Here is a 21778-nt window from a genome sequence, read left to right as displayed (position 1 = left end):
AACATAGGACATATGACATACAAAACCATTATAATACCCTGGTTCCGTGTATGTACGTGCCATGCTTACGGCCGCGAACATACGCAAGACGTTCGGCGGTCTCGTCGCCATCGACGGGGTTGATCTCGAGATCGGACGCGGCGAGATTGTCGGGCTTATTGGTCCAAATGGCGCTGGCAAAACGACCTTGTTCAACACCATTACCGGTATGCTTGAACCCGAGGAAGGGACTGATATCACCTTCAACGGGGAGGACCTGGTCTCGCTCGAAACTCATGAAATCGCGCGCACTGGGTTACTGCGAACGTTCCAGATCGTGCGGGTGTTTGATGAGATGACTGTCTTCGAGAACGCGGTCGCCGGAGCGATGTTCGGTACTGAAGAATCCATTTCCCGAGAACAGGCCGAAGAGCGGGCCCGCGAGGTGCTGGCGTTTGTCGGGCTTGAGGACAAATCTGAGATGAAGGCAGGGAGCCTCCCGATTGCCCAGCAGAAGCAACTTGAGCTCGCTCGGACAGTAGCATCAGACCCTGATCTCGTCCTGCTTGACGAGATCGCGAGTGGTCTGACACCGGGTGAAATTGAGGAGCTTTCCGATACTATACGGCGGCTCCGGGACGACCGAGGTATCTCCGTCTTCTGGATTGAACATATTATGGACGCGATTATGGGTACCGCCGATCGGATCATAGTCCTCAAAAGTGGACAAAAGATCGCAGAAGGGACGCCCGAAGACATCAGGAACAACAAGGCTGTTACTGAAGCCTACTTAGGGGCTGATGATGCATGATAAAGCTTGACAATATTGACGTCTCCTACGACAATATCCAAGTCATCTGGGATCTCAAATTTCAGATAGCCGAAGACGATGGCGTCGTTTCGATTGTGGGTCCGAATGGCGCTGGGAAATCAACCCTCCTCCGGGTAATGTCGGGACTACACCCCGTTGATGCGGGGACCGTGTCAGTCTGGGGTGAAGACGTCAGCAATCTCGATCCATCCGACATCGTCCGACGTGGATTCGTGCACGTCTCGGAGGAGCGGAATCTCTTCGGGGACATGACCGTCAAGGAAAACCTCGAAATGGGTGCGTATACCACCCGTGATGACCTCGAAGAGACAATTCAGGAAGTCTACGATCTCTTCCCGATACTCGAGGAACGATCTGACCAACGAGCAGGGTCGATGAGCGGTGGCCAACAGCAAATGCTCGTAATCGGTCGTGGACTGATGGCCAAGCCGAAGATTCTCGCACTTGACGAGCCTTCAGAGGGGCTGGCTCCCCAAATCACCGATCGTGTCTTCGAGAAGATTGACGAGATTAGCGAAGACATCACTGTGTTACTCGTCGAACAACACGTCAACCGCGCGCTCAAGATGGCTAACCGAGCATATCTTTTGGAAAATGGCCGTATAGTCCGCGAAGATACTGGAATGGAGCTTCTGGAAAGCGACCACGTTGAAAACGCATACCTCTGAATAGATGGTTCGCTATTTTGAGGACATCGAGGTCGGCGAGTCGTACGATCTCGGCTCTTATGTAGCTGAGAAAGAGGAGGTACTATCGTTCGCACGACGATACGACCCGCAACCGATCCATACCAATCCCGAAGTTGCACGGGAAACAATATTCGGCGGTCTTATCGCCAGTGGATGGCATACAGCTAGTTCGTGCATGGCTCTCATGGTCGATGGGTTCTTGTCCGAGACGGCGACTCTCGGCTCCTTTGGGCTGGACGAGCTTCGTTGGCGCAACCCGGTCTATCCCGGTGACACCATCGACGTCGAGGTTGAAATACTGGAAACGACGGCATCCGAGAGCCACGACGATCGTGGATATGTTCAGAACGCGGTTCGGGGTGAAAACGACGACAGTGAGGAGGTCATCTATTGGCGAGCGACGAATATCCTCGTTACTGATGTCGCAGCGAATGAATGGCCCGTACACGAGATGTGAAGGTGTGTACGGTCTGTGAACTACCCCACCCTGTTCACCGCCTGTGGCGGTTCACTGAGGTGGGCCCCCCTGTTCTTCGACGCGCTTTTTACGACGAAGTCGCACGGGGACCGCAGTCTCCGAGGGCGTTGGGTTCGGACCGTCCCCTTCCTACCTGTTCGACGGTCCCATTATCGGGAGTGGCTGACTGCGCATCCGTGTTTTCGGATTTGAACGCAGGGCCAACTGACTACCGTCTTACTACCCTATTCGACCGCACGGGTAGTAAGGATACCGATTCGCACGGTTGCACAGATGATGACGGACACTGTATCCCCCTACTCGCTCCCTCGCTTCGCTCGGTCGCTCCTTGAGGGGGGAGCCTTAGCGCCCTGCATTTCAGTAAATCGCTGGTTTTCACCTCTCGAACGGATTGGTCATCTCGGTAGTGAACGTCGTTGGGTTGCCGCCGCGGTCGAAACAGCCGTATTCGGAAGTTCCCTGAATCCGGATCTCGCCGTCAGTTCGGAACGTGTGGGCGATTTGAATTCTCTCCGTGGAGACGGATTTGATATCGCTCGTCACGTCGAGTATCGAGTCGAAATGGACCGGAGATTTGAATTCCCAGTGCCAATCGCGGAGGCGGAACGGCTGTCGGTCGCCCGCGAGTTCGCTCAGTTGACAACCGGAATCGGCGAGAAACGACTCGAGTGCGAGATCAGCGAAGCGAGGGTACTCCTCGAAGTACGCCAGCTCCGCCCCTTCGATATGTGGGCTGTTCACAGAATAGCTCTGATTGAACGTCGGATACTCCCCACTCGACTCGTCTTGAAGAGAGAGATTTACGTCGACATTCTCTCGACGGTCTTCGAGTCGACTCTGAACAGCTTGTGGGAAGGGTAGCGCACCGCCCTCAGGGGCGATCGTAACGTGTGTCATTTGAGCTGTCGAAACGGGGTCGCCATCGCTGTCGACCACTTCATAGACCAGCTCGACGCTGGAGTCACCTACGTGTGTCGGCGTCACTTCGGTCGAGATGACGTCGTCGAACGTTGGATATCGATGGACTGTGGTATCCACCTTAACGGGGGCATACGGAATTGCATCTTCGGCGACGAGATCCTCGAAGGGGTATTCGACTGCGTGAGCAAGTTCTTGGGTCGAGATTAACTGCCAGTCGAAGAACTTCGCACCGTGGACTAGTGGCCCAGCGAGTTCACCAAACCTAACCGGGTGTTCGTCAATAGCTCGCATACACCCAAGCTATCTGCTGGAATTAACTTAGTTCAGGTGGCGGCAAAAATCGTAACGCGTTCGTGGTGACTCGGATAGTAGCGGGTACTCGAACATGTTCGCCCCATTCACAAAGTGTTTACGACACCTCTGTCATACTATGACTGCGAATGCAGAGGACACCGACTCGGTCTGTACGGGGTGGAAAAACTCGTCGTGCGAGGGGACCGAACACTGTCCGCCGCGCTGTCCGCGGTTCTTCGACGATGACGGGACAGCCCGGATCGCTCGACGGTTCGAACCCACCGATTTCGACGCCGTCGTAGACATGTACGATGATCTCGACGCTTACAGCCGAACCCAGGGAATTCCGCCGACTACCCGGTCAAAGATAATCGATTGGATCGAATCCCTCTTTGAGGAGGGCTGGAACCTCGTCGTTGACGGGGATGGCGAACAAATAATCGCTCACACTGCGGCGATCCCGGATTCCGCCCCACGCCCCGAACTCGTGATATTCGTCCACCAATCGGTCAGAAATCGCGGCATCGGAACGGAACTACTCAAACACCTTGTCGCCCACGCAGGCGCACGAGAACACGAGGGGCTCAAGCTTCACGTTTCGCGGGGTAACAAACACGCTATCACCGTCTATGAGAACATCGGATTCGACGTCGCCAAGCGAGAAGCGTCCGATCTCGAGATGGAGCTCCCGATGAGCCATCCGATAGCGGATCGCGTACAGTTACCTCCGGCAGAGCGAGAGGAATAGTTCATATTTCGAACCATTTAGACCGGGGGCGAACTTTGGTAGTCACTCTGTCGGCGGACTGATTTGCCATGACCATTAATTATATTTTATGAGGGTCATAGATTGGACATACCATGCAACCAGCCATCCCTTCAGAGTACCTCCCAGAGGCATCCGAAGCACCCGATTACATCTACTCTCTCCCAGAACTACACTACCCAAAGAAGATCAACGCTGCCGAGGAGTTAGTCGATAAGCACGTCCAGGAAGGCAAGAGCAGTAACGTCGCGATCTATTTTCAGGATCAAGAAATCACTTACGCCGAACTTCAGGAACGAGTGAATCGGATGGCGAACGCACTTCGAAACCACGGGGTGGAGGCAGGTGATCGGGTTGTCGTCAGATTCCCAAATCGGCCGGAAGCGATCGTTAGCTGCCTCGCGACACAGAAGATTGGTGCCGTCGCACTCCCCTCGATGAAGCTCCTCCGGGCGAAGGAGTTGGAGTACATAATCAATAACGCCGAGGCTCACACGGTCGTTGTGTATGATGACTTGCTTAACGAGATCGAGAATGCACTTCCGGAACTCGATACAGTTGAACAGGTGATTGTCGCAGAGCGGAATGGGATTGAACATGATCACCTGAGCTACGATACGCTCCTCACCGAGGCAGACACCGATGTTGAGGGATACGATACGAATCGTGATGACCCCGCGCTGATGCTATACACGAGCGGGACAACTGGCCGCCCGAAAGGGGCGATACACACGCACAGGGGGATATTGGCTACTGCAGACTCATATGCCAAATACTGCCTTGAGCCAACCGAAGCGGATGTTTTCGGTGGCAATCCTCCACTTCCCTTCGCGTACGGATATGGTGACTTAGTCACATTCCCGCTGCGCTTCGGCGCAAGTACCAGCCTCGTCGAAGACGCGAGTCCCGGTGATTTACTTGAAGCGATTGAAGACCACAGGATCTCGGTCCTGTGCTCGATTCCCACGGGCTTCAATCAAATTCTATCCAAGTATCCCAACGGCCCGGACGAGTACGATGTCAGTTCACTGCGCGTTGGACTAAGTGCTGGTGAACCGCTCACACCAGCAACGTACGGTGAATTTTCGTCCGAGTATGGCATCAAGCTGCTGGATGGAATTGGCACGACGGAGATGCTCCACATCTTCGTCAGCCACCGGCATGATGAGGAAATTGACCCCAGCGCGACTGGATATTCGGTACCCGGATACGAATGTAAGATTATCGACCCGGAAACTGGTGACGAACTCGATCGAGGTGAATCTGGACTGCTCGCTGTTCGTGGCCCGACTGGGATCGAATACTGGAATCGTCCACAGAAGCAGGCAGAATCCGTCAAAGACGGGTGGTCCATCCCCGGAGATATCTTTGTTCAGCGCGAAGACGGCCGTCTCGAATACAAATCTCGTGAGGATGACCTCATCATTTCCAGTGGTTATAACATTCCTGGGCCCGAAGTTGAGGCTGTAATCGAGGGGCACGACGATGTTGCCGAAGTTGCCGTTGTCGGCGTCCCCGATGAGGAACGGGGCGAGATTGTCAAAGCGTACGTGGTTCCTTCTGAGGACGTAACTCGAGGAGATGACCTCGTTGACAGCATCCAGAACCTCGTCAAGAACACGCTGGCACCGTATAAGTATCCTCGAGATGTTGAGTTTATGGACGAACTGCCTCGTACCGAAACCGGGAAAATCAGGAGAAAAGAGCTGCGTGAATAAATACACGGGTGACGGTTGAGCTAGTCCATTCGCCCCGGCGTGAACAGGAATTCAAAGGGACTGAATGCGGCACTGATTAGCATCTCCGCTCAGTCACAACCTCCAATTCGGGGGAATCGCCAGCTGCGTCGCCTGTAAGGAGGAAACTGTAATACCCTTCGTCGTTTGGAGCGATGGCATTCGTCGCGGTCTGAGTGATACTCTCTCCCAAACTGATTGTGTCCCTGCGTTTGATTTTGAACACATCCTCGATCAGCCTGCCCCTTCGGTAGTGTTCAGATAAGCAGTTTCCAGCAGCAGAGTCGTGGGGAACAGCTGAAAGCCCTCGGCTGTCTCGGCGAGCACATCAAGCCAGTTTCAGTCCTTATCTGAACACCGCCGCCCCTTCTTGGGATGGAATATAAATATTCGCAGTATACAATCCACCAGCGACAAGTTTCTAAGATGCGGGACTCTGTTCGTCCTCGTTCTCAACCAGTACTGAATGAGCATCATATTGCTGTGAGAATTGTTCGATGGTTCTGGGGCGTATACCTATTAGTATACATGGATGCCTGTCTAACGTACGCTATTCAATAACATTACCCACATCCTCAACTTGGCCATTTCCATTACAAGCATAGGGGCGTAATCTCCACAACAAGACGCCACTAGCTACGAGACAGATTGCGTTAGTATACAATATTGTATACTGACGATTGCCAATCGCCCCTCCATTAATTATATATGGGTCGGCGGAAAATCTGAGCGTGATGTCAGACACTAATTTCGAGACTATCGAGTGGTCCTTTGACGAGGAAACTGGTCTCGGTCACATCACGCTAGATCGCCCGAACGCGATGAACGCGATAAACATCCAGATGCAACACGACCTCATCGAGGCCTTTGATGCCTTTCAGGCGCTCGACGATGAGGCCGACGGAGTTGCAGTTCGGGCTGTAATTCTTGATGCGGCCGGTGAGAAAGCCTTCTGTTCTGGTCTCGACGTCGGGGAGATGAGTGATTTCTCGACCTACCACGAAAAGAAACGCGTCCCGGACCTCTTCTGTGAGATGTGTGCAGCCTTCGAGGGGTACGATGCACCAGTAATCGCGGCCGTAGATGGCCTCTGTTTGGGTGGCGGATTTGAGATTGTCATGTCCTCGGATTTCCGATTTGCGGTCGAGGACGGTACCTTCGGTCAGCCGGAGGTCAACTTTGGGGTCTTACCGGGTGGCGCCGCAGCACAACGGCTGACGACTATCGTCGGTGCAAGTCGCGCGAAGGAACTTACCATGACGGGAGAGCGGATCGGTGCCACCGAAGCTGCCGAGGAAGGCATCTTAACTGAAGTCGTCGACGATGAGGAAGAGCTCGAAGAGCGTGTCGACGAATTAGCCACCGAACTAGCAAATAAGCCCCCGCTAGCGGTCCGCTCGATTAAACAGGCATCCAACATTACCCGCAACGTTGGCTATGATGCTGGTATCGAGTACGCTAGCCACGCTTGGCCTGCACTGGCACAATCGGAGGATTACGCCAAAGCGATCGAAGCGTTCGGTACGGACGAGGAGCCCGAGTTCGAGGGGAAGTGAGTATTCGTGTCAGCTAGTCACTCCAACGTCCTCGAGGCCTTCAATTTCGAGGGGCAGACTGTATGCATAACGGGCGCCGGAAAAGGGATCGGGGCATCCGTGGCGGAGGCCTTCGGTTCGCTTGGCGCCAACGTTGTCGTTACAGACCACCACGGTGAACGCGCGGAAGCCGTCGCTGAGCGCATCTCGGACGAATATGATGGACGGGCAATCGGTCATGAGACCGATGTCACGGATTACGACGCTGCCGTGGCTATGGTTGAAGCGACCGTGGAAGAATTTGGTCGTCTCGACGTACTCGTCAATAATGCCGGCAAGGCTGGCAGCCAGGACTTCGTAGACTCTGAACCTGAAGACTGGGACGAGAAGCTTCAGGTCTCACTGTACGGAACGCTCAACTGTACGCATGCCGCCCTTCCGGGGATGATTGAGCGTGGCGAAGGCAGCATCATCAATTACGCCAGTTCATCCTATCGCGGTAACGATCCCGGATTATCGGTGTATGGCGCCTCCAAGGCTGCTAACCGGTCATTTACGAAGACACTCGCCGCCGAGGTCGGCGATTCGGGTGTTCGAGTCAACTGCGTCTGTCCCGGGACCGTGGAAACGGAATCGACGAAAGATTTCGTCGAGAAGTATCGTGAGAAACTCGGCGAATCATACGCACTCGGCCGTGTCGGACAGCCTGAAGAAGTCGCGGATGGCGTGGTTTTTCTCGCAAGTGACGCCGCAAGTTGGATAACCGGAGAGACACTCCACGTCGACGGTGGATACATGCGTCGCTAGTTCTTGTACGTCACTAAACGGCCTCTCTGATTGCATCTAGTTTTCAAAATTGGGGGCGTTGTGTCGGAAATGTTCAGATAAGGATTGACCGGTGACGCGGAGCATTTCTTGAATAATTCATCCCGATAGCGCTCGCCTCAGCGGGAGTATCGACCAGAACGACTTAGCGTTTGTTGAACGAGAAGCGATATCGCAGCTGCTGATGGCGCTCAGTATCCAGCTACATCTTGGTGGACTCTCGCTTTCGAGTACTGTCTCTATTCTTGAGGTATTCGGTATCGAGCTGTCGAGCGTGTATGGTCCCCCGCTGAGAACTGCTGCACAAATCCGGTCCCCACGACGCTGGACGGAATCCGAATCACGTCGGGGTTGACGGAATTGTGATCCGACTCGAACCAACGTTATTGCTCGCTCGTTTTTCGCACAACTCTGCGAGAAACACGATGTCGATAATGCCGTATTTCTCGATGATGGCGCAACACCGCTGAAAGAAGCCTGTCGTCGATACGGATTTCGATTCCAGTATGAACGCCACGGAAAGTGGAATGCTGTCGAACGTGTCTCCCAAGAAATAAAACGACAAACCTCCTTGTTCTCGAACTATTTCAGCAACGCCGACGCAGCCACCGCCGATGATCGAATCCTTCACCTTCGCATGGAATCAGCTAATCTGAACACCGCCCTATTCGTGGGCGTAGCGGTGGAACGTGAGGTACAACCGAGAACGTTCTGAGGCCAGCAACGAACACTCACGGGCCCAGTAAATCAGGGAGTGGGAGGTCGAGCCGAGAGGGGCGTGACGGGCAGGTCAGATCCCGACGTACACGTCTCCATCAGCTACTTCGACGTCGAAAGTACCGATGCGCTTCCCGGATGCTTCGTGTTCGCCGGTCTCGAGGTCCCACTCCCAGAGATGCCATGGACAGCTTACAGTGCAAGCGTCTTCGTTAACCCCTCCACGCGTGTCTGTCCACGTGTCGTCGGCGTTGATCTTCTGTTCACCCGCCTTGTCGAGCGGGGCGCACTGATGAGCACACACGTTACTAATCGCGTAGAACTCACCGTTGACGTTGAACACGGCGACTTCAATCCCATTCACGTCTACAGCGATTCCGTCTCCTCGTTCGATTTCATCAGTTTCGGCGACTTTGGTGAAGCGATCGTCGAATGGTGATTTTGTACTCATAATTATGAGAGCCGGAGGATCTCTTCGGCGTTTTTGTGGAGGATTGACTCTCGGGTGTTCTCGTCGAAGGCACGCGACGTGTAGAACCACGTCGGCGGGTCAAGCGTCTGGTGTGGCCAGTCGCTGGAATAGATGAACATGTCTTCCGCGAGGCTGAGATTCAACATATCCTCTGCGTCGCCCGCATTCCGGGGTAATGCGAACGGCTGTGTGCAGAGGTAGAAGTTGTCGCGGAGATATTCGCTGGGGGTTCTGTCGAGATACTGCTCGCCGGAGTTGTGCTTTCGCGGCGTGATTTTGATGTCTTCCGGATGCATCTCGTAGAATTCGTCCATCCGATAGCGGACGAACGGCACCCACCAGTGTCCGGCTTCCTGAAGGACGACGTTCAGATCGGGGAATCGGTCGAAGACGCCACGCATGATCATATTGACCACGTTGACCATGCCATGTATCGGCCAATCGAATCCGAGCACTTCGGTCCAGGTCAGCATCTCGTCCCCGATGTAGGACTGCTGCGGCCAGTACGCGAGCGACCCATGAAGCAACAGCGGGAGGTCGTTTTCAACCAGTGCTTCGAAGACGGGGTCGAACTGCTCGCTCCCCCACGGGACTTTCGGGTCGAACCAGGAGTACGCCGCCACGATGTTGTCCTCGCTGCCAACCCGTTCGATTTCCTCGACGGCGTATTCAGGATCCCACTTCGGGACCATCATCGACGTCGCCACTCCTTCGTCGGCGAAGTGGTCCAGCATATAGTCGTTCGCCGCCTGTGCGACGCCGTTTTTCAATACGGGGTTGTGCTGGAGATTGAGGTTGTTAATCCCGGGATTGACGATGGGCTCGTCGATAGCGAATTTCTCGCAGGCTTCACGAACGTCATCAGCGTATTTGGCCCGTCCTTGCGTGAATAGCCCTTCGGTCCCTTCTTTGATCGCGAATGCGGCGTCCCACTTGCCTTTGACCGGTGTGGCACCGAACTCGGTCGAGAGTTTGTCTCGAACCACGCTGTCGTCGACGTACGACAGTAACTCCTCTTCCATGGGGTTGACGTGGAAGTCGAGGTCGATGATGTGGTCCTCGAACGCTTGTTCAGGGACCTCACGGTCCGGATCTAACTGGTCGGTAGACGTTCCCATGCATAGCCAATTGTGAGAGACGATTGATATAGTTTACTGTTGTTTGGAATGGAGCCACGCTGATACTGATTAGGAGGGGCGAAGAGCCCGCTCTAGAATAGATACTTGCAGTTCTCCCAAGGCTTATCCTGGTAAGCAAAGAATCTCTGACTGCGCTATGACAGACAACTTCCGGATTGGGATGATCGTCCCAAGCTCGAACGTCACGATGGAGACAGAAGTTCCTGCGATGTTAGACAATCGCCCCGAGATCTACGAGGAGAGCTTCACCTTCCATTCTAGCCGGATGCGGATGCAGAGTGTAACTGCGGAGGAGTTAGAGCGAATGGACGAACAGTCCGAAAAATGTGCGACACTGCTTTCGGACGCTCGTTGCGACGTAATCGCGTACGCCTGCCTGATCGGGATTATGGCTCAGGGCCCAGGATACCACGAAGAGAGCGAGGCCAAACTCCACCAGAAAACCGTCGAAAATGGTGGGGGTGCACCCGTTGTGACCAGTGCTGGCGCGCTCGTGCGGTCGCTTGAACGGTTGGAGGCTGAGAAGGTGGTACTGATCGCTCCGTATATGGAGGAACTCGTGGAGACGATGATCGAGTACTTCGAGGAAACTGGTGTCGACGTCATCGATTATGAGGCACTCGAATGTCCGGACAATCTCGAGGTTGCGCAGCTCGATCAACGGAATCTACTCTCTATTGCGGAGGACCTAGATACGGCGGATGCTGATGCACTCGTTCTCTCATCCTGTGTTCAGATGCCGTCCCTAGCGTCGATTCAGGCCGCAGAAGACAAGTTCGGCCTGCCAGTGTTCTCTGCTGCGACTGCAACGACGTACGAAATACTGGACCATCTCAATCTTAGCACACAGGTCCCTGGTGCAGGCCGAGTGCTCGGTGGCAACAACCTAGAATAAATATTCGCCCGTAGTGAGTCAGCTGCTGTGAGGACGGAATTAGGCCTAGTTACAGCTGTTCGTTGGTCGTTGCTGATGATCCGACACTAATTTCGATATAATCGAACCTAGTTCAGATCAAGTAGTGCCGCCACGAGGATTACAACTATGGGCGCGTGATACTGTCTGGCCGAGAGGTGGTGTTCAGATAAGGATACGTCTGAACACAGCTTCAGCCGGCGAATCAGCCGGTAATCCTGGCGGTCGCCGGGAGAGCAACGCTCTCCCGAGGCCTCGGAAATCGGAGATTTCCGGCGGATTGAAGGGGCGAGGCGCGCGTGGCGGCTTCGCCGCCACGTTTTGCGCCGGTCGGCGTAGCCGACCGCCCACTCAACGAACCCCGGCGTTCGGAAGACGCGACGCGTCTTCCGCAGTCGACCGAGAGACGCCGACGGCGTCTCTCGTCGCAATTTGCGAGGGCGGCGAACGCTTTGCGTTCGCCTGCTCTCGAAAGAGCGCTGTGCGCTCTTTCGGCGACAGAGAGGGAGCAAGCTCTCTCAGGCAGCCGGCGGGCTATGCCCGTCGGCGACAGCGAGCCGCGGGAGTGTCGTGAGTGCAACGAACGAGACCACGGGAGACGAGCACTGCGAGTCTCCCGACGGTCGAGACTGCCGAGGGCTTTCAGCTGTTCCCCACAACTCTGCTGCTGGAAACTGCTTATCTGAACACTACCTGGTTGGCGGTGATGGACTCACTCGCAGAAGATTACCCCCCATCACATTTCTTGCCTGTAGTATAGAAGAGCGTCAGCTTCCCCCCTGGACTAGATAGGAGAAGAGACCTGTACCTTCAGGAGGAAGGCATCAATACGCTTAGTTGGCGTCGTTCTCTTCCGTGGGTAGTGATCCGAACTCCTGTTTAAACGAGGAGCGGATTGCCTGCTTGTCGTACTTCCCCGTGCTCGTCCGGGGGAGTTCGTCAGTGAACACGAAAAGGTCTGGAAGCCACCATTTCGGGAATGTCTCCAGTAAATATTTGCGGAGTGCGGTTTCATTGAGGTCGTCGGTCGTGACTACATAGGCAACCGGCCGCTCCTGCCATCGCTCGTGGTCGACACCAACGACGGAGGCTTCCGCTACGGTGTCGTGGGCGATGATTTCGTTCTCAAGCTCTACTGAGGAGATCCACTCGCCACCGCTTTTAATAATGTCGTCGACGCGGTCGACAACGTCGAGGTATCCATACTCACCGATGGTCCCGATGTCACCAGTCTTGAACCAACCATCATCGGTAAAGGAACTCTTCGTAGCGTCAGGGCGTTTGTAGTATTCCTCGATTATCCAGGGGCCTCTCGCCTGGATTTCTCCCTTAGCCTCACCGTCGTGCGGTACTAGTTCACCGCCTTCGTCTCGAAGCCGGAGTTCGACTCCCGGAACCGGCATCCCGGGCTTGGTCTTGAGATCGTACTGTTCTTCTTCGGGAAGCTCCTGAACTTCCGTCGTGACGAGCGTGTTCACCAGATGCGGGGATGCTTCGGTCATCCCATAGCCCTGAATGATCGGCGCATCGAATTCCTGTTCGAACCGCCGCATGATTGCTGGGGGCGGCGAGCTACCGCCGGTCAGAATACGGTCGAGCGAACTAATATCGGCATCAGGTGTCTCGTCGAGATAGTTCGCCATGTCCGTCCAGATTGTCGGGACGGCCGCCGCGACAGTCACTGATTCTGCCCGAATCATCCCCTCAACGTCCCCAAGTTCGGTGTGCTGGCCAGGCAGGACAAATGAGGACCCGTAGAACGTGCCGCTATACGGAAGGCACCAGCCGTTGACATGAAACATCGGCACGACGGGCAAGATGACGTCTGATTCGCAAATCCCGAATGTATCTTTTGCGCCGTAATTCATGCTCAGGAGATAGAGGCCACGATGGGAGTAGGTCGCACCCTTCGGGAGGCCCGTTGTCCCTGACGTATAGCAAATCCCACATTCAGTCTCCTCGTCAAGGTCCGGCCAGTCGTAGTCGGTCTGATATCCTGAGATGAACGACTCATAGTCGGTGACGGGCTCAAGGGACGTTTCAGGTACCTCGTCGTCCAGCACGACGAATTCTTCGACAGTATCCAGGTCCGGTGCAATAGACTCAGCCGTGTCCAGAAATGCCGGGTCGACGAAGAGCAGTCGGTCCTCGGCCTCGTTGATGATTTTCACGAGGTGCGACCGTGGAAGTCGGTGGTTCGTCATGTGGATGCTACGGCCGCTGCAGGACGGGCCGTAGTAGAGCTCGTAGTGGCGGTAGTGATTGGCTGCCATGACCGACACACGGTTCCCTTGATCAAGGCCGAATTCGTCGAGTGCGTGCGCCAACTGGCAGATCCGGTCGTACGCGTCCGCGTACGTGTATCGATGGTAGCTTCCGTCGGGTAGTTTAGTGGCGATTTCCTTGTGTGGGAACTGGGTAACGGCCCGCTGCAGTGTTTTCGTGAGGGTGAGGTCGTAGTCCATCATGGCGTGGTAATGTTGTGCATACACTCTGGCCTTGTTGATTTACCGGTTGGAACAGGTCACCGTCCTTCGAAGTGGGGGTCGCGGTCTTCACGGAACGCAGTGACGCCCTCGACCATGTCGTCGGTGGTCATGAGAGTGCTGAAGCCCTGTTTCTCGAGTTTGAGACCGGATTCAAGGTCGACATCACGGCCAGTGTTGATGACGTCCTTGGCAACTTTGAGCGCAATCGGCGGCCCCTGAACCATGTCGGAGATGTATGACCCGACGGCTTCGTCAAGGTCATCACTTGCAACGGCCTGGTGGACGAGGTTCCAGTCGTCCGCTTTCGATGCCGGAATATGCTTGCCTCGAAGAATGAGTTCTTTTGCAAGCGGTTCACCGACTAACCGAACGAGCCGTTGTGTACCGCCGCCACCTGGGATCAACCCTAAGTCGATCTCAGGTGCGCCGAGAGTGGAGTCTTCTGTCGCAATACGGAAGTCACAGGCTAGGGAGAGTTCCAGTCCAGCACCGAGGCAGTGCCCGTCTATTTTCGCGATTGTCGGCCGGTCGAATTCCGCTACTGCGACCATAGATTCATCAACATCCATCATCTCGGCCGGTTCCATCGTCGGGAACGCCGAAACGTCGGCCCCGGCGCTGAATGTGTCCCCAGCGCCCGCGAAGACCACACATTGAACCTCGTCCGTATCGACTGACGTCAGCAGGGTTTCCACTTCCGCGAACATGTCGTCGTTGAACGCGTTGAGCCGTTCCTGACGGTCGAGCGTGACGTGGAGGACGCCCCTGTCGTCGAGTTCGTGGTTCACGTAGAAGTACGGCCCATCGCCGGTGTAGTCGTAGAATCCTTCCCCTGCCTCTTCGCCGGTCTGACCGTTCTCGACGAGCTCCACGAGATAGTCTGCGGGCTCGTATCGGTCAGCTCCGGTCTCGTCGTGCAACGATTCGAGTTTCTCAAGCACGCGATCCAGACCGACTTTGTCGCCGGTTCGGCACGTCCCTTCCGGGAAGCGGCCACCGAGACGCATCCCGATGTCGATCGCTTCCGGAGAGGCGACACTCTCTCCGACGAGCCGAGCAGCGGCGTTCACCATCCGTGCCTCGATGCGGAGCGTGTCGACGCCCTCCGCGTCTTCGGGGACGTAGGAAACACCGTCGCCGTCTTCGTAGTCGTAAAACCCCTGCCCGGTTTTGCGGCCGAGTTCCTCGGCCTCGAACCGCTGGTGAACCGACTCGGGAATCGGATTTTTCCACTGTTCGCGCGTATGGACGAGCACGTCCAACCCACCAAAGTCGTTGAGCTCGCAGGGCCCCATCGGGTAGCCTCGTTCGTACACCATCGCCGCATCAACGCCCTCAATAGACGCGGAACCATCGTCGAGCATCCAGCCGGCTTCCTCCATAAACGGCGTGAGGACGTTGTTGACAACGAACTCCGGAACGTCCTTTTGGACACGAATCGGCGTCTTATCGAGTGACTCGGCGAACTCGTACGCTGCCTCTGCAACCGATTCGGCGGTCGCTTCACCAGAGACGACCTCAACAAGATCCATCTTTACGGGTGGATTGAAGAAGTGGAGTCCGCAACAACGAGCAGGCCGTTCCGTCTCACTGGCGATGTCGGAAACGCGGAGACTCGAAGTATTTGTCGCGATAATAGTATTCTCATCCGTCGCAGCTTCGATGTTACTGAAAATATCCTGTTTCAGGTCGAGGTTCTCAGGGGCCGCCTCAATAACGATGTCAGCGTCAGCGACGGCGTCGTCGAGATCCGTCGTGGTCTCGATCCGGTTGAGAATCGTTCCCGCGTCTTCCTCGACCTGCCCCTTCTCGGCGAGTTTTTCGACGCTCCATTCAAGTTGCTCGTAACCGTCTTGGACGTATTCTTCCTTGACGTCGCGAAGGACGACATCGTAGCCGGCGATTGAGGCGACTTCCGCAATCCCGTGCCCCATGCTACCTGCACCCAATACCGTGACCGCTGAGATATCCAATTGACTAACCGTCATGCACTATTCTCCATGCGACCCGACGCATTAAATGTATCCCCGATAGCCAAAAGAGACCGGTTCCTCGCTCTTCAGACTAGGCAGATAGCGAGCCCTTATGTCTCAGTCAGCGAGTGGGCACGTTACAGGTCGAAGAGACGTTCAGCGTTCTCATGAAGGATTTTCTCCCGGGTTTCGTCGTCGAAGTCCATTTCTTCGAAATCGGACAGCCAGACATCCGGCGTGACCATCGGGTAGTCCGACCCGAAGAGGACCTTATCGGAGATGCGGGACTTCGCGTAGTGAATGACTTCGTCGGGGATGTACTTTGGCCGCCATCCTGAGAGATCCATGTAAACGTTACTCTTGTGTGTCACGATGGAGAGTTGTTCCTGGTGGTAGGGCCACGCGGGGTGCGCGATGATGATGTCGAGGTCGGGGTATCGGGCGGCAACCTCGTCGATATGGAGTGGGCGCGTGTGCTTGAGCATGAGGCCGTCTCCACCGGGGCTGCCGGCGCCAATACCTGTGTGGCCGCCGTGGAATAGGACCGGCTTTCCGAGGTCTTCGAGGGTCGCCCAGAGCTCGTCGTACTGTCGGTCACTGGGCGAGAAGCCTTGCACTGCCTGCTGGAATTTGAAACCATCCAGATCGAGGTCTTCAATAGCTCTTACAGCCTCCTGTCTCGCCGATTCCCCCTTGTGAGGGTCAACGCTCGCGAAGCCGCGGAACAGGTCATAGTCATCTTTGACTTCAGCAACCCAGTCGTTCGGAATTGCTGGGGTGCCAGTATTTGATTCACTGTCGAGCGCGAACAGTATGGCAGTGTCAACGCCCGCAGCACGTAATTTCTCGCCAGTTTCTTCGATTGGCTCCGGCGAGAAGTCTTTCCCGAAGTAGTCCAAGGCATGTTGAAGCGATTCTCCGCCCTGCTCGACGAATAGGTCGTTCGCTGGATGGACGTGCGTATCGATAATCGTTGCCATCACCGGATGTTTGGCACCACCTTGCAAAAAGGTACTCCCTCACAACAAGTAACTCACGACTCCCCTCTCTTTCCGACGGTACTACCGCTCATAATTGGCGCAGGATGAATTCAAATACTGTGAGGGAAGATGGATTGGTTACCTGCCGAGGTACGCTTCCTGAATTTCCTCGTTGTCTTCGAGTTCGTCTCCCGTCCCGTCCCACTGAATTGTACCGTTCTCAAGTAGGAGGATTCTGTCGGCGTGTTGCAATGCGAACGTCACGTTCTGCTCACACAGGAGGATCGTCACATCCTCGTCGCGGATTTGTTCAAGGCCCTCACTGATGGCATCGAGAATGACGGGTGCGAGTCCCAGCGTTGCCTCGTCGAGGATGAGGAAGTCCGGATCAGCCATGAGCGTGCGTCCGATTGCGAGCATCTGCTGTTCCCCGCCACTCATCGTGCGCGCCATCTGGTCGCGGCGGTCGGCGAGTTGCGGAAACAGGTCGAAGACGAACTCGCGCCGCTCGTCGATAGCAACGTTCGTCTGGGCGAACGCCCCCAGTTCGAGGTTGTCGTCGACGCTCAGATGACCGTAGAGGTCGCGGTTCTCGGTACAGTACGCCATTCCCCGAGCGACGAGTGTGCTGGGAGCGAACTCGCGAATTTCCTGGCCGCGGAATCGAATCGACCCCTCGTAGGATTTGTACCCGGTGATGGCCTCAGACAGCGACGTCTTGCCGGCGCCATTCGGCCCGATGACACTCACGAGCGTGTCGTCCGCGACGTCGAAACTAATGTCGTCGATGGCGGTCACTTTTCCGTAATAGACTTCGAGGTCGCTGACGCTGAGGAGTGGGGCATCGGTCATGCGATATCACCGCCCAGATAGGCTTCCTGAACGTCAGGGTTCGACCGGATCGCCTCGGGTGGGCCTGACGCGAGTTTCGCCCCTGAGTCGATCACGACCGTCCGGTCGACGAGGGAAAGTAGTCCGCGCATGTTGTGGTCGATGACGACGAGCGTCAGGCCGTCGTCTCTGAGCGAACTGAGTAGCGCCGCGATTTCGTCGACCTCCGATCTGGTAAGACCCGCAAACGGCTCGTCGACGAGGAATAACGTCGGGTCGGTAGCGAGCCCACGAGCAATTTCGAGGCGGAGTAACCCAGCGTGAGGGAGTTCGTCTGGGAAGCGATGGACGTCGTCTCCGAGACCAACACGATTACAGATGTCGACAGCCTGCTCGTACGCCTCATTCCGTAGACTCGCCATAGATACGATGCGGTTCGGTACTAACGCGAGTGCGACGTTCTGGACGACGTTTCGGTCCGGGAGCGGCCGGAAGTCCTGGAAGGTCAACGTGACGCCCTTGTCGACCATCTGGTAGAGCGGAGTCTCAGTGACGTCTTCGCCCTGATACCAGATGTGGCCACTCGTCGGGGTATATCGGCCAGTGACACAACTGAACGTTGTCGACTTCCCGGCACCGTTCGGGCCGATGAAGCCGACAATCTCCTCCTCCTGAATCGAGAAGGAGAGGGAATCGACTGCCAAGAGTCCACCGAACTGTTTGGTCATATCGTCGACGACGAGCACGCCGTCGTCCGGGTCGTACTGGGATTCAGTCTCAGTCATTAGTGTTCACGTCATCATCCTCGCTTGTATTGGATTGTGGATTCGACACCTCGAATGGATCAAGTCGTGCCCCCCACCGAACGATTCTCGGTAGGACTCCGTCGGGGAGGTAGAAGAGGACACCAATCGCCAATAGCATGAATATCACCATATCTAGCTCGCTTATGGGAGTATTGAGCACTGGCAGAACGACACTCGAGGACCGAAGCGCGTCCCGGATGAACCAGTAGAGGAAACCACCGAGAGCAGCTCCGGTGATGGTTCCGATGCCCCCGACGAGGGTCGCAATAACGACTTCAATACTCAACATCAGTGAGATCACCTGGCTGGGCGACGCGGTACCCACCGGCGTGTGGACGTAGAACGCGCCTGCGAGCCCGCCCACAGTGCCGCTCAAGACGAATGAGAACAGTTTGAACTTTCGACTGTTGATGCCGACTGCGTCGACGACCTCCGAGTCCGTCTTGATCGCCGTGAACACTTTGCCGGCGTCGGAGCGCGTTACGGCTATGAAGATGGCGAGGGAGATCAGGAAGATGACGACGGCGATGTAGTAATTAGCGATTACGCCGTCGACGATGGTGTCAAGGCCGAGGAGGCCGAGCTCGCCGCCTGTCACGTCACTGAAGATCACGAAGATCTGGACCAGAATGAGCGGTGCAACCAGAGTTATCAGTCCCAGATACGGCCCTTCGAGTCGGAGCGCTGGAACGCCAATAAGGACGCCAGCGAGGGCTGCGACAACAACCCCGGCGGGGATAGTGAGGGAGACCGGGAGTCCGAGATGGACGTTCAGTAGACCGGACGTGTACGCGCCAACACCATAGAAGAGTGCATGCCCGAGGCTGATCTGACCGGTGTATCCCGAGACTGCGTCCCAACACATGACGAATACGGCGAAGAACAACGCGGCAGTCGCTTTGTATACCAGAATCTGGGGAAGGACAGCAGGAGCCAGAAGAATTCCGACGATGGCAAGTAGGCCGACTTGGTGACGTCGTGCGAGGTTCGCCGGGAGGAGGTTTTGTGCGTTCATGTTATGCCTCCGTGAATTCGCGGCCGAACAGACCCTCTGGTCGAACGAGCATGACGAGCGCCAGCACGGCGAAGGACGCGAGTCCCGCCAGACGTGTGTTTACCATGGTAATTACGAATACTTCGAGGAATCCGATGATGTACGCGGCGATGATGCTGCCACGGACCGAGCCGATTCCGCCGAGGATCACAATCCCGAACGAGAGTAGGAGCGGTGACTCCCACATGTTGTACACAACGTTCTGGAAGGATCCGAGGAAGAGCCCGGCGAGGCCAGCTAACCCCCCTGCGATAAGCCAGATGACGAGATTGATGTGCTCGTGATTGATGCCGGAGAGACTGGCGCCCTTGGTCGTCATTCCGGTTGCCTTGATTGCTTTCCCGTATCTGGTGTGGTTCACGAAGTAGTAGACCACGCCTATAATGACCCACGACAGCACGAAGATTGCGATTCGGTTCTTGCTGACGCCTTGGCCAAGAATGGCCGTCTGGCCACCAACGAGTGACGGGATCGTTTTGGGAACTGTTCCCTCCAGGACGTAGAATATTTCGTGAGCTAACAGCGTGATCGCCAGCGTGAGGATGATCTGGTTGATTGAGTTCGTCTCGAGTTTTCGAACGACGCCACGGTAAAGAACTGCATTCAGTACCGCTGGGAGTACGAACGCGGCTGCGGCTCCAATCCAAATACTGAAGCCCAAATTTGTCACGTAGTAGGCGCTAAACGCGCCGATGACGATCGATGCTCCGTGGCCGAGGTTGAGCATGCCCGCGATTCCAAAGAGGAGTGTCAACCCGATCGCGACGAGGGCGTACAGCGCGCTCAACAGCAGCCAGTTTGTGACGAGACTGATTCCATTAACCATGAGTAGTGTTTATCGTTGGGTCGTATCCGGCAACGTTACAGCCACGAGGGCGAAGTGTACTCGCTCGTTGCTGTGTCTCCTGGCCAGATTACTTCCATGTTCTCGTCCTGCCACTGCATCGTCACACCCTTGACGTACTCTTCGCCGTACTTGACATCGTGGGCGAACTCGTGGTTGTTCGGGTAAAACTCGAGTTGACCTTGCGTACCCGTCGTGGAAATTGACTCGAGGGCTGAAATAAGAGGGTCCGTCTCGAACGAGCCCGCCTCTTCGGCTGCGGTCTGCAGCATCGTGAAAGCGTCTCGCGTCGGATAGACCGAATCAGCCCCGTAATTGCCGTACTCGGATTTATACGCTTCTGCCCACGGAACCGTTTTTTCCGTAATTTGGCTCTGCGGGGTCGCGGGCGTGTGCGAGAACACGGACTCTGGAGCACCCGACGTTGATTGGTAGAACGGTGGGAAGATCGCTTGTGCGTGCATGCCACCGAAGCCGAAGTCACGTTGCTGGTCCTTCCATTGGGTCAGGGCAGTCGCACCGATGTGGCCGAAGATGACGAACGCACCGTCGACGTCGTTCGATTCAACTTCGTCGTAAATCGGAGTGAAATCAGACGTTCCCTTTGCAACGCGTTTGGTTACGGGAACTGTTGCGATGTCGTCTAGGTTCTCGTTCAGGATGTCGTAGATTGGCTGGGTCCACGCGTAGTCCTCGGCAAGTAACGCGACGCGGTCCCATCCCATGGCGGAGAATTGCTCTTCCGCGTATGAGAGCATGTGTTCGCCGATGAAGTGGGAGTTGACTGCGCCCGCTCGGAAGACGTATTTGTATTTCTCGTAGTTGTCCGACACCATGCGTGGTACTTCTGGCGACTTTGATGCCGTCGACATGTGGATGGTCTGTTTGTCCGCGATTTGGGGCATGAGTGAAAGCAGCGCCTCACTTGAGAAGATCCCCATCGTCGCATCAACGTTTTGTGCCCCCGTGAGTTCTTGATACACTGACTTCGTCGTTCCAGGGTCGCCTTTCGTGTCTTTCGTGATCACCTCGATGTCTCTGTCGAGGATTCCGCCGTTATTGTTGAGCTGCTTGGCAGCGAGTTTCGCGGCATTCAGAACGCCTCGGCCGACGGGATGTTGCTTCTGCCCCATCGCACCGATTGTGATGGTGGACGATCCTGAACTGGAGCTACCGAGGCAGCCAGCGAGACCGAATGCGCCTGTGGCACCGAGCGTTGAAAGGACTTGCCGACGGCTTGCGATACTCTGGCCACTGCTATTGTGTGGCATACCACGCCAATTACCCCTTACCCTCATAGTTGTTTCGGACGGTTTAGCTGGGACCGTTATGGAAAAATCGAGATTACGCTGTCTTCCTCAACTGAACTGCGTTTCAGCTTGATTTTCCGTGGGACCAACGAAGAGTTCAGTGGAATACGAGCTTGGATCGGTTGATGCGGTTCCAAAGAATAACAGAGTACGTCTGATAATGTTGTACGCTTTAAGGACCGCTCAGAGTGGGAT

At 55.7% G+C, this 21778-nt stretch carries 19 protein-coding genes and 1 pseudogene; 9 read left to right on the top strand and 11 right to left on the bottom strand.

Annotated features, from left to right (window positions below; translation table 11 throughout):
* Positions 1 to 61: 61 nt before the first annotated feature.
* The 3 genes from LT974_RS08170 to LT974_RS08160 are packed head-to-tail and all read left to right on the top strand — an operon-like array spanning position 62 to position 1957.
* Positions 62 to 790: an ABC transporter ATP-binding protein gene (locus tag LT974_RS08170; protein WP_232587186.1), complete on the top strand. Its 729-nt coding sequence runs from the start codon at positions 62 to 64 to the stop codon at positions 788 to 790.
* Positions 787 to 1479: an ABC transporter ATP-binding protein gene (locus tag LT974_RS08165; RefSeq protein ID WP_232587185.1), complete on the top strand. Its 693-nt coding sequence runs from the start codon at positions 787 to 789 to the stop codon at positions 1477 to 1479. The genes LT974_RS08170 and LT974_RS08165 overlap by 4 nt, the downstream gene beginning before the upstream one ends.
* A 4-nt stretch (positions 1480 to 1483) precedes the next feature.
* Entirely contained in the window at positions 1484 to 1957 is a 474-nt protein-coding gene (locus tag LT974_RS08160; protein ID WP_232587184.1) for a MaoC family dehydratase, read from the top strand.
* A gap of 396 nt (positions 1958 to 2353) precedes the next feature.
* Here the strand turns inward: LT974_RS08160 and LT974_RS08155 are convergent, their stop codons facing one another.
* On the bottom strand, positions 2354 to 3190 hold the full coding sequence (locus LT974_RS08155) for an acyl-CoA thioesterase (protein WP_232587183.1): 837 nt from the start codon (positions 3188 to 3190) through the stop codon (positions 2354 to 2356).
* 139 nt (positions 3191 to 3329) lie between these two features.
* Between LT974_RS08155 and LT974_RS08150 the strand changes: the two genes are divergently transcribed.
* The 5 genes and pseudogenes from LT974_RS08150 to LT974_RS08130 all read left to right on the top strand — a co-directional run bounded on the left by LT974_RS08150 (position 3330) and on the right by LT974_RS08130 (position 8711).
* Positions 3330 to 3941 (top strand): GNAT family N-acetyltransferase, encoded by a 612-nt coding sequence (locus tag LT974_RS08150; protein ID WP_232587182.1) that lies wholly within the window; start codon positions 3330 to 3332, stop codon positions 3939 to 3941.
* Between the two features lie 113 nt (positions 3942 to 4054).
* Entirely contained in the window at positions 4055 to 5677 is a 1623-nt protein-coding gene (locus LT974_RS08145) for an acyl-CoA synthetase (RefSeq protein WP_232587181.1), read from the top strand.
* Positions 5678 to 6429: 752 nt separating this feature from the next.
* The gene (locus tag LT974_RS08140; protein ID WP_232587180.1) at positions 6430 to 7251 is read left to right on the top strand and encodes an enoyl-CoA hydratase/isomerase family protein; all 822 of its coding nucleotides are present in this window, start codon (positions 6430 to 6432) and stop codon (positions 7249 to 7251) included.
* A gap of 6 nt (positions 7252 to 7257) precedes the next feature.
* Positions 7258 to 8037 carry an SDR family NAD(P)-dependent oxidoreductase gene (locus LT974_RS08135; protein WP_269785362.1) on the top strand — a complete coding sequence of 260 codons (780 nt, stop codon included), beginning with the start codon at positions 7258 to 7260 and terminating at the stop codon, positions 8035 to 8037.
* Between the two features lie 115 nt (positions 8038 to 8152).
* Positions 8153 to 8711, top strand: a pseudogene (locus LT974_RS08130) (IS6 family transposase).
* Positions 8712 to 8845: 134 nt separating this feature from the next.
* On the opposite strand, the gene LT974_RS08125 reads toward LT974_RS08130, so the two are convergent.
* Both LT974_RS08125 and LT974_RS08120 read right to left on the bottom strand, forming a co-directional pair.
* Positions 8846 to 9223: a Rieske (2Fe-2S) protein gene (locus LT974_RS08125; RefSeq protein ID WP_232587177.1), complete on the bottom strand. Its 378-nt coding sequence runs from the start codon at positions 9221 to 9223 to the stop codon at positions 8846 to 8848.
* Between the two features lie 2 nt (positions 9224 to 9225).
* Positions 9226 to 10362, bottom strand: a complete 1137-nt coding sequence (locus tag LT974_RS08120) for an amidohydrolase family protein (protein ID WP_232587175.1) — start codon at positions 10360 to 10362, stop codon at positions 9226 to 9228.
* Positions 10363 to 10519: 157 nt separating this feature from the next.
* Between LT974_RS08120 and LT974_RS08115 the strand changes: the two genes are divergently transcribed.
* The gene (locus LT974_RS08115; RefSeq protein WP_232587174.1) at positions 10520 to 11278 is read left to right on the top strand and encodes a maleate cis-trans isomerase family protein; all 759 of its coding nucleotides are present in this window, start codon (positions 10520 to 10522) and stop codon (positions 11276 to 11278) included.
* 851 nt (positions 11279 to 12129) lie between these two features.
* Here LT974_RS08115 and LT974_RS08110 read toward each other — a convergent pair.
* The 8 genes from LT974_RS08110 to LT974_RS08075 form a co-directional block, all read right to left on the bottom strand.
* The gene (locus LT974_RS08110; protein ID WP_408611712.1) at positions 12130 to 13761 is read right to left on the bottom strand and encodes a long-chain fatty acid--CoA ligase; all 1632 of its coding nucleotides are present in this window, start codon (positions 13759 to 13761) and stop codon (positions 12130 to 12132) included.
* Positions 13762 to 13820: 59 nt separating this feature from the next.
* Entirely contained in the window at positions 13821 to 15773 is a 1953-nt protein-coding gene (locus LT974_RS08105; protein WP_232587170.1) for a 3-hydroxyacyl-CoA dehydrogenase/enoyl-CoA hydratase family protein, read from the bottom strand.
* A gap of 122 nt (positions 15774 to 15895) precedes the next feature.
* Positions 15896 to 16738, bottom strand: coding sequence for an amidohydrolase family protein (locus LT974_RS08100; protein ID WP_232587168.1), 843 nt, complete (start codon positions 16736 to 16738; stop codon positions 15896 to 15898).
* A gap of 138 nt (positions 16739 to 16876) precedes the next feature.
* The gene (locus LT974_RS08095) at positions 16877 to 17590 is read right to left on the bottom strand and encodes an ABC transporter ATP-binding protein (protein ID WP_232587166.1); all 714 of its coding nucleotides are present in this window, start codon (positions 17588 to 17590) and stop codon (positions 16877 to 16879) included.
* Positions 17587 to 18354: an ABC transporter ATP-binding protein gene (locus tag LT974_RS08090; protein WP_232587164.1), complete on the bottom strand. Its 768-nt coding sequence runs from the start codon at positions 18352 to 18354 to the stop codon at positions 17587 to 17589. Before LT974_RS08090 ends, LT974_RS08095 begins: the two co-directional genes overlap by 4 nt.
* Positions 18347 to 19390: a branched-chain amino acid ABC transporter permease gene (locus LT974_RS08085; protein ID WP_232587162.1), complete on the bottom strand. Its 1044-nt coding sequence runs from the start codon at positions 19388 to 19390 to the stop codon at positions 18347 to 18349. Before LT974_RS08085 ends, LT974_RS08090 begins: the two co-directional genes overlap by 8 nt.
* Position 19391: 1 nt before the next feature.
* Complete coding sequence (locus LT974_RS08080; protein WP_232587160.1) at positions 19392 to 20255, bottom strand: branched-chain amino acid ABC transporter permease; 864 nt, start codon at positions 20253 to 20255, stop codon at positions 19392 to 19394.
* A gap of 35 nt (positions 20256 to 20290) precedes the next feature.
* A complete protein-coding gene (locus LT974_RS08075; protein WP_232587159.1) occupies positions 20291 to 21544 on the bottom strand; it encodes an ABC transporter substrate-binding protein in 1254 nt (417 codons plus the stop codon).
* Positions 21545 to 21778: the final 234 nt, after the last annotated feature.

This window comes from Halobacterium noricense (genome assembly GCF_021233435.1).
Classification (GTDB): domain Archaea; phylum Halobacteriota; class Halobacteria; order Halobacteriales; family Halobacteriaceae; genus Halobacterium; species Halobacterium noricense.
Note: the sequence above shows the minus strand (reverse complement) of the source record. Positions and strands in the feature narration are given on the sequence as shown.

Coding starts and splice junctions, on each gene's coding strand:
- LT974_RS08170 (WP_232587186.1), top strand. CDS start 62: ATGCTTACGGCCGCGAACATACGCAAGACGTTCGGCGGTCTCGTCGCC.
- LT974_RS08165 (WP_232587185.1), top strand. CDS start 787: ATGATAAAGCTTGACAATATTGACGTCTCCTACGACAATATCCAAGTC.
- LT974_RS08160 (WP_232587184.1), top strand. CDS start 1,484: ATGGTTCGCTATTTTGAGGACATCGAGGTCGGCGAGTCGTACGATCTC.
- LT974_RS08155 (WP_232587183.1), bottom strand. CDS start 3,190: ATGCGAGCTATTGACGAACACCCGGTTAGGTTTGGTGAACTCGCTGGG.
- LT974_RS08150 (WP_232587182.1), top strand. CDS start 3,330: ATGACTGCGAATGCAGAGGACACCGACTCGGTCTGTACGGGGTGGAAA.
- LT974_RS08145 (WP_232587181.1), top strand. CDS start 4,055: ATGCAACCAGCCATCCCTTCAGAGTACCTCCCAGAGGCATCCGAAGCA.
- LT974_RS08140 (WP_232587180.1), top strand. CDS start 6,430: ATGTCAGACACTAATTTCGAGACTATCGAGTGGTCCTTTGACGAGGAA.
- LT974_RS08125 (WP_232587177.1), bottom strand. CDS start 9,223: ATGAGTACAAAATCACCATTCGACGATCGCTTCACCAAAGTCGCCGAA.
- LT974_RS08120 (WP_232587175.1), bottom strand. CDS start 10,362: ATGGGAACGTCTACCGACCAGTTAGATCCGGACCGTGAGGTCCCTGAA.
- LT974_RS08115 (WP_232587174.1), top strand. CDS start 10,520: ATGACAGACAACTTCCGGATTGGGATGATCGTCCCAAGCTCGAACGTC.
- LT974_RS08110 (WP_408611712.1), bottom strand. CDS start 13,761: ATGGACTACGACCTCACCCTCACGAAAACACTGCAGCGGGCCGTTACC.
- LT974_RS08105 (WP_232587170.1), bottom strand. CDS start 15,773: ATGACGGTTAGTCAATTGGATATCTCAGCGGTCACGGTATTGGGTGCA.
- LT974_RS08100 (WP_232587168.1), bottom strand. CDS start 16,738: ATGGCAACGATTATCGATACGCACGTCCATCCAGCGAACGACCTATTC.
- LT974_RS08095 (WP_232587166.1), bottom strand. CDS start 17,590: ATGACCGATGCCCCACTCCTCAGCGTCAGCGACCTCGAAGTCTATTAC.
- LT974_RS08090 (WP_232587164.1), bottom strand. CDS start 18,354: ATGACTGAGACTGAATCCCAGTACGACCCGGACGACGGCGTGCTCGTC.
- LT974_RS08085 (WP_232587162.1), bottom strand. CDS start 19,390: ATGAACGCACAAAACCTCCTCCCGGCGAACCTCGCACGACGTCACCAA.
- LT974_RS08080 (WP_232587160.1), bottom strand. CDS start 20,255: ATGGTTAATGGAATCAGTCTCGTCACAAACTGGCTGCTGTTGAGCGCG.
- LT974_RS08075 (WP_232587159.1), bottom strand. CDS start 21,544: ATGCCACACAATAGCAGTGGCCAGAGTATCGCAAGCCGTCGGCAAGTC.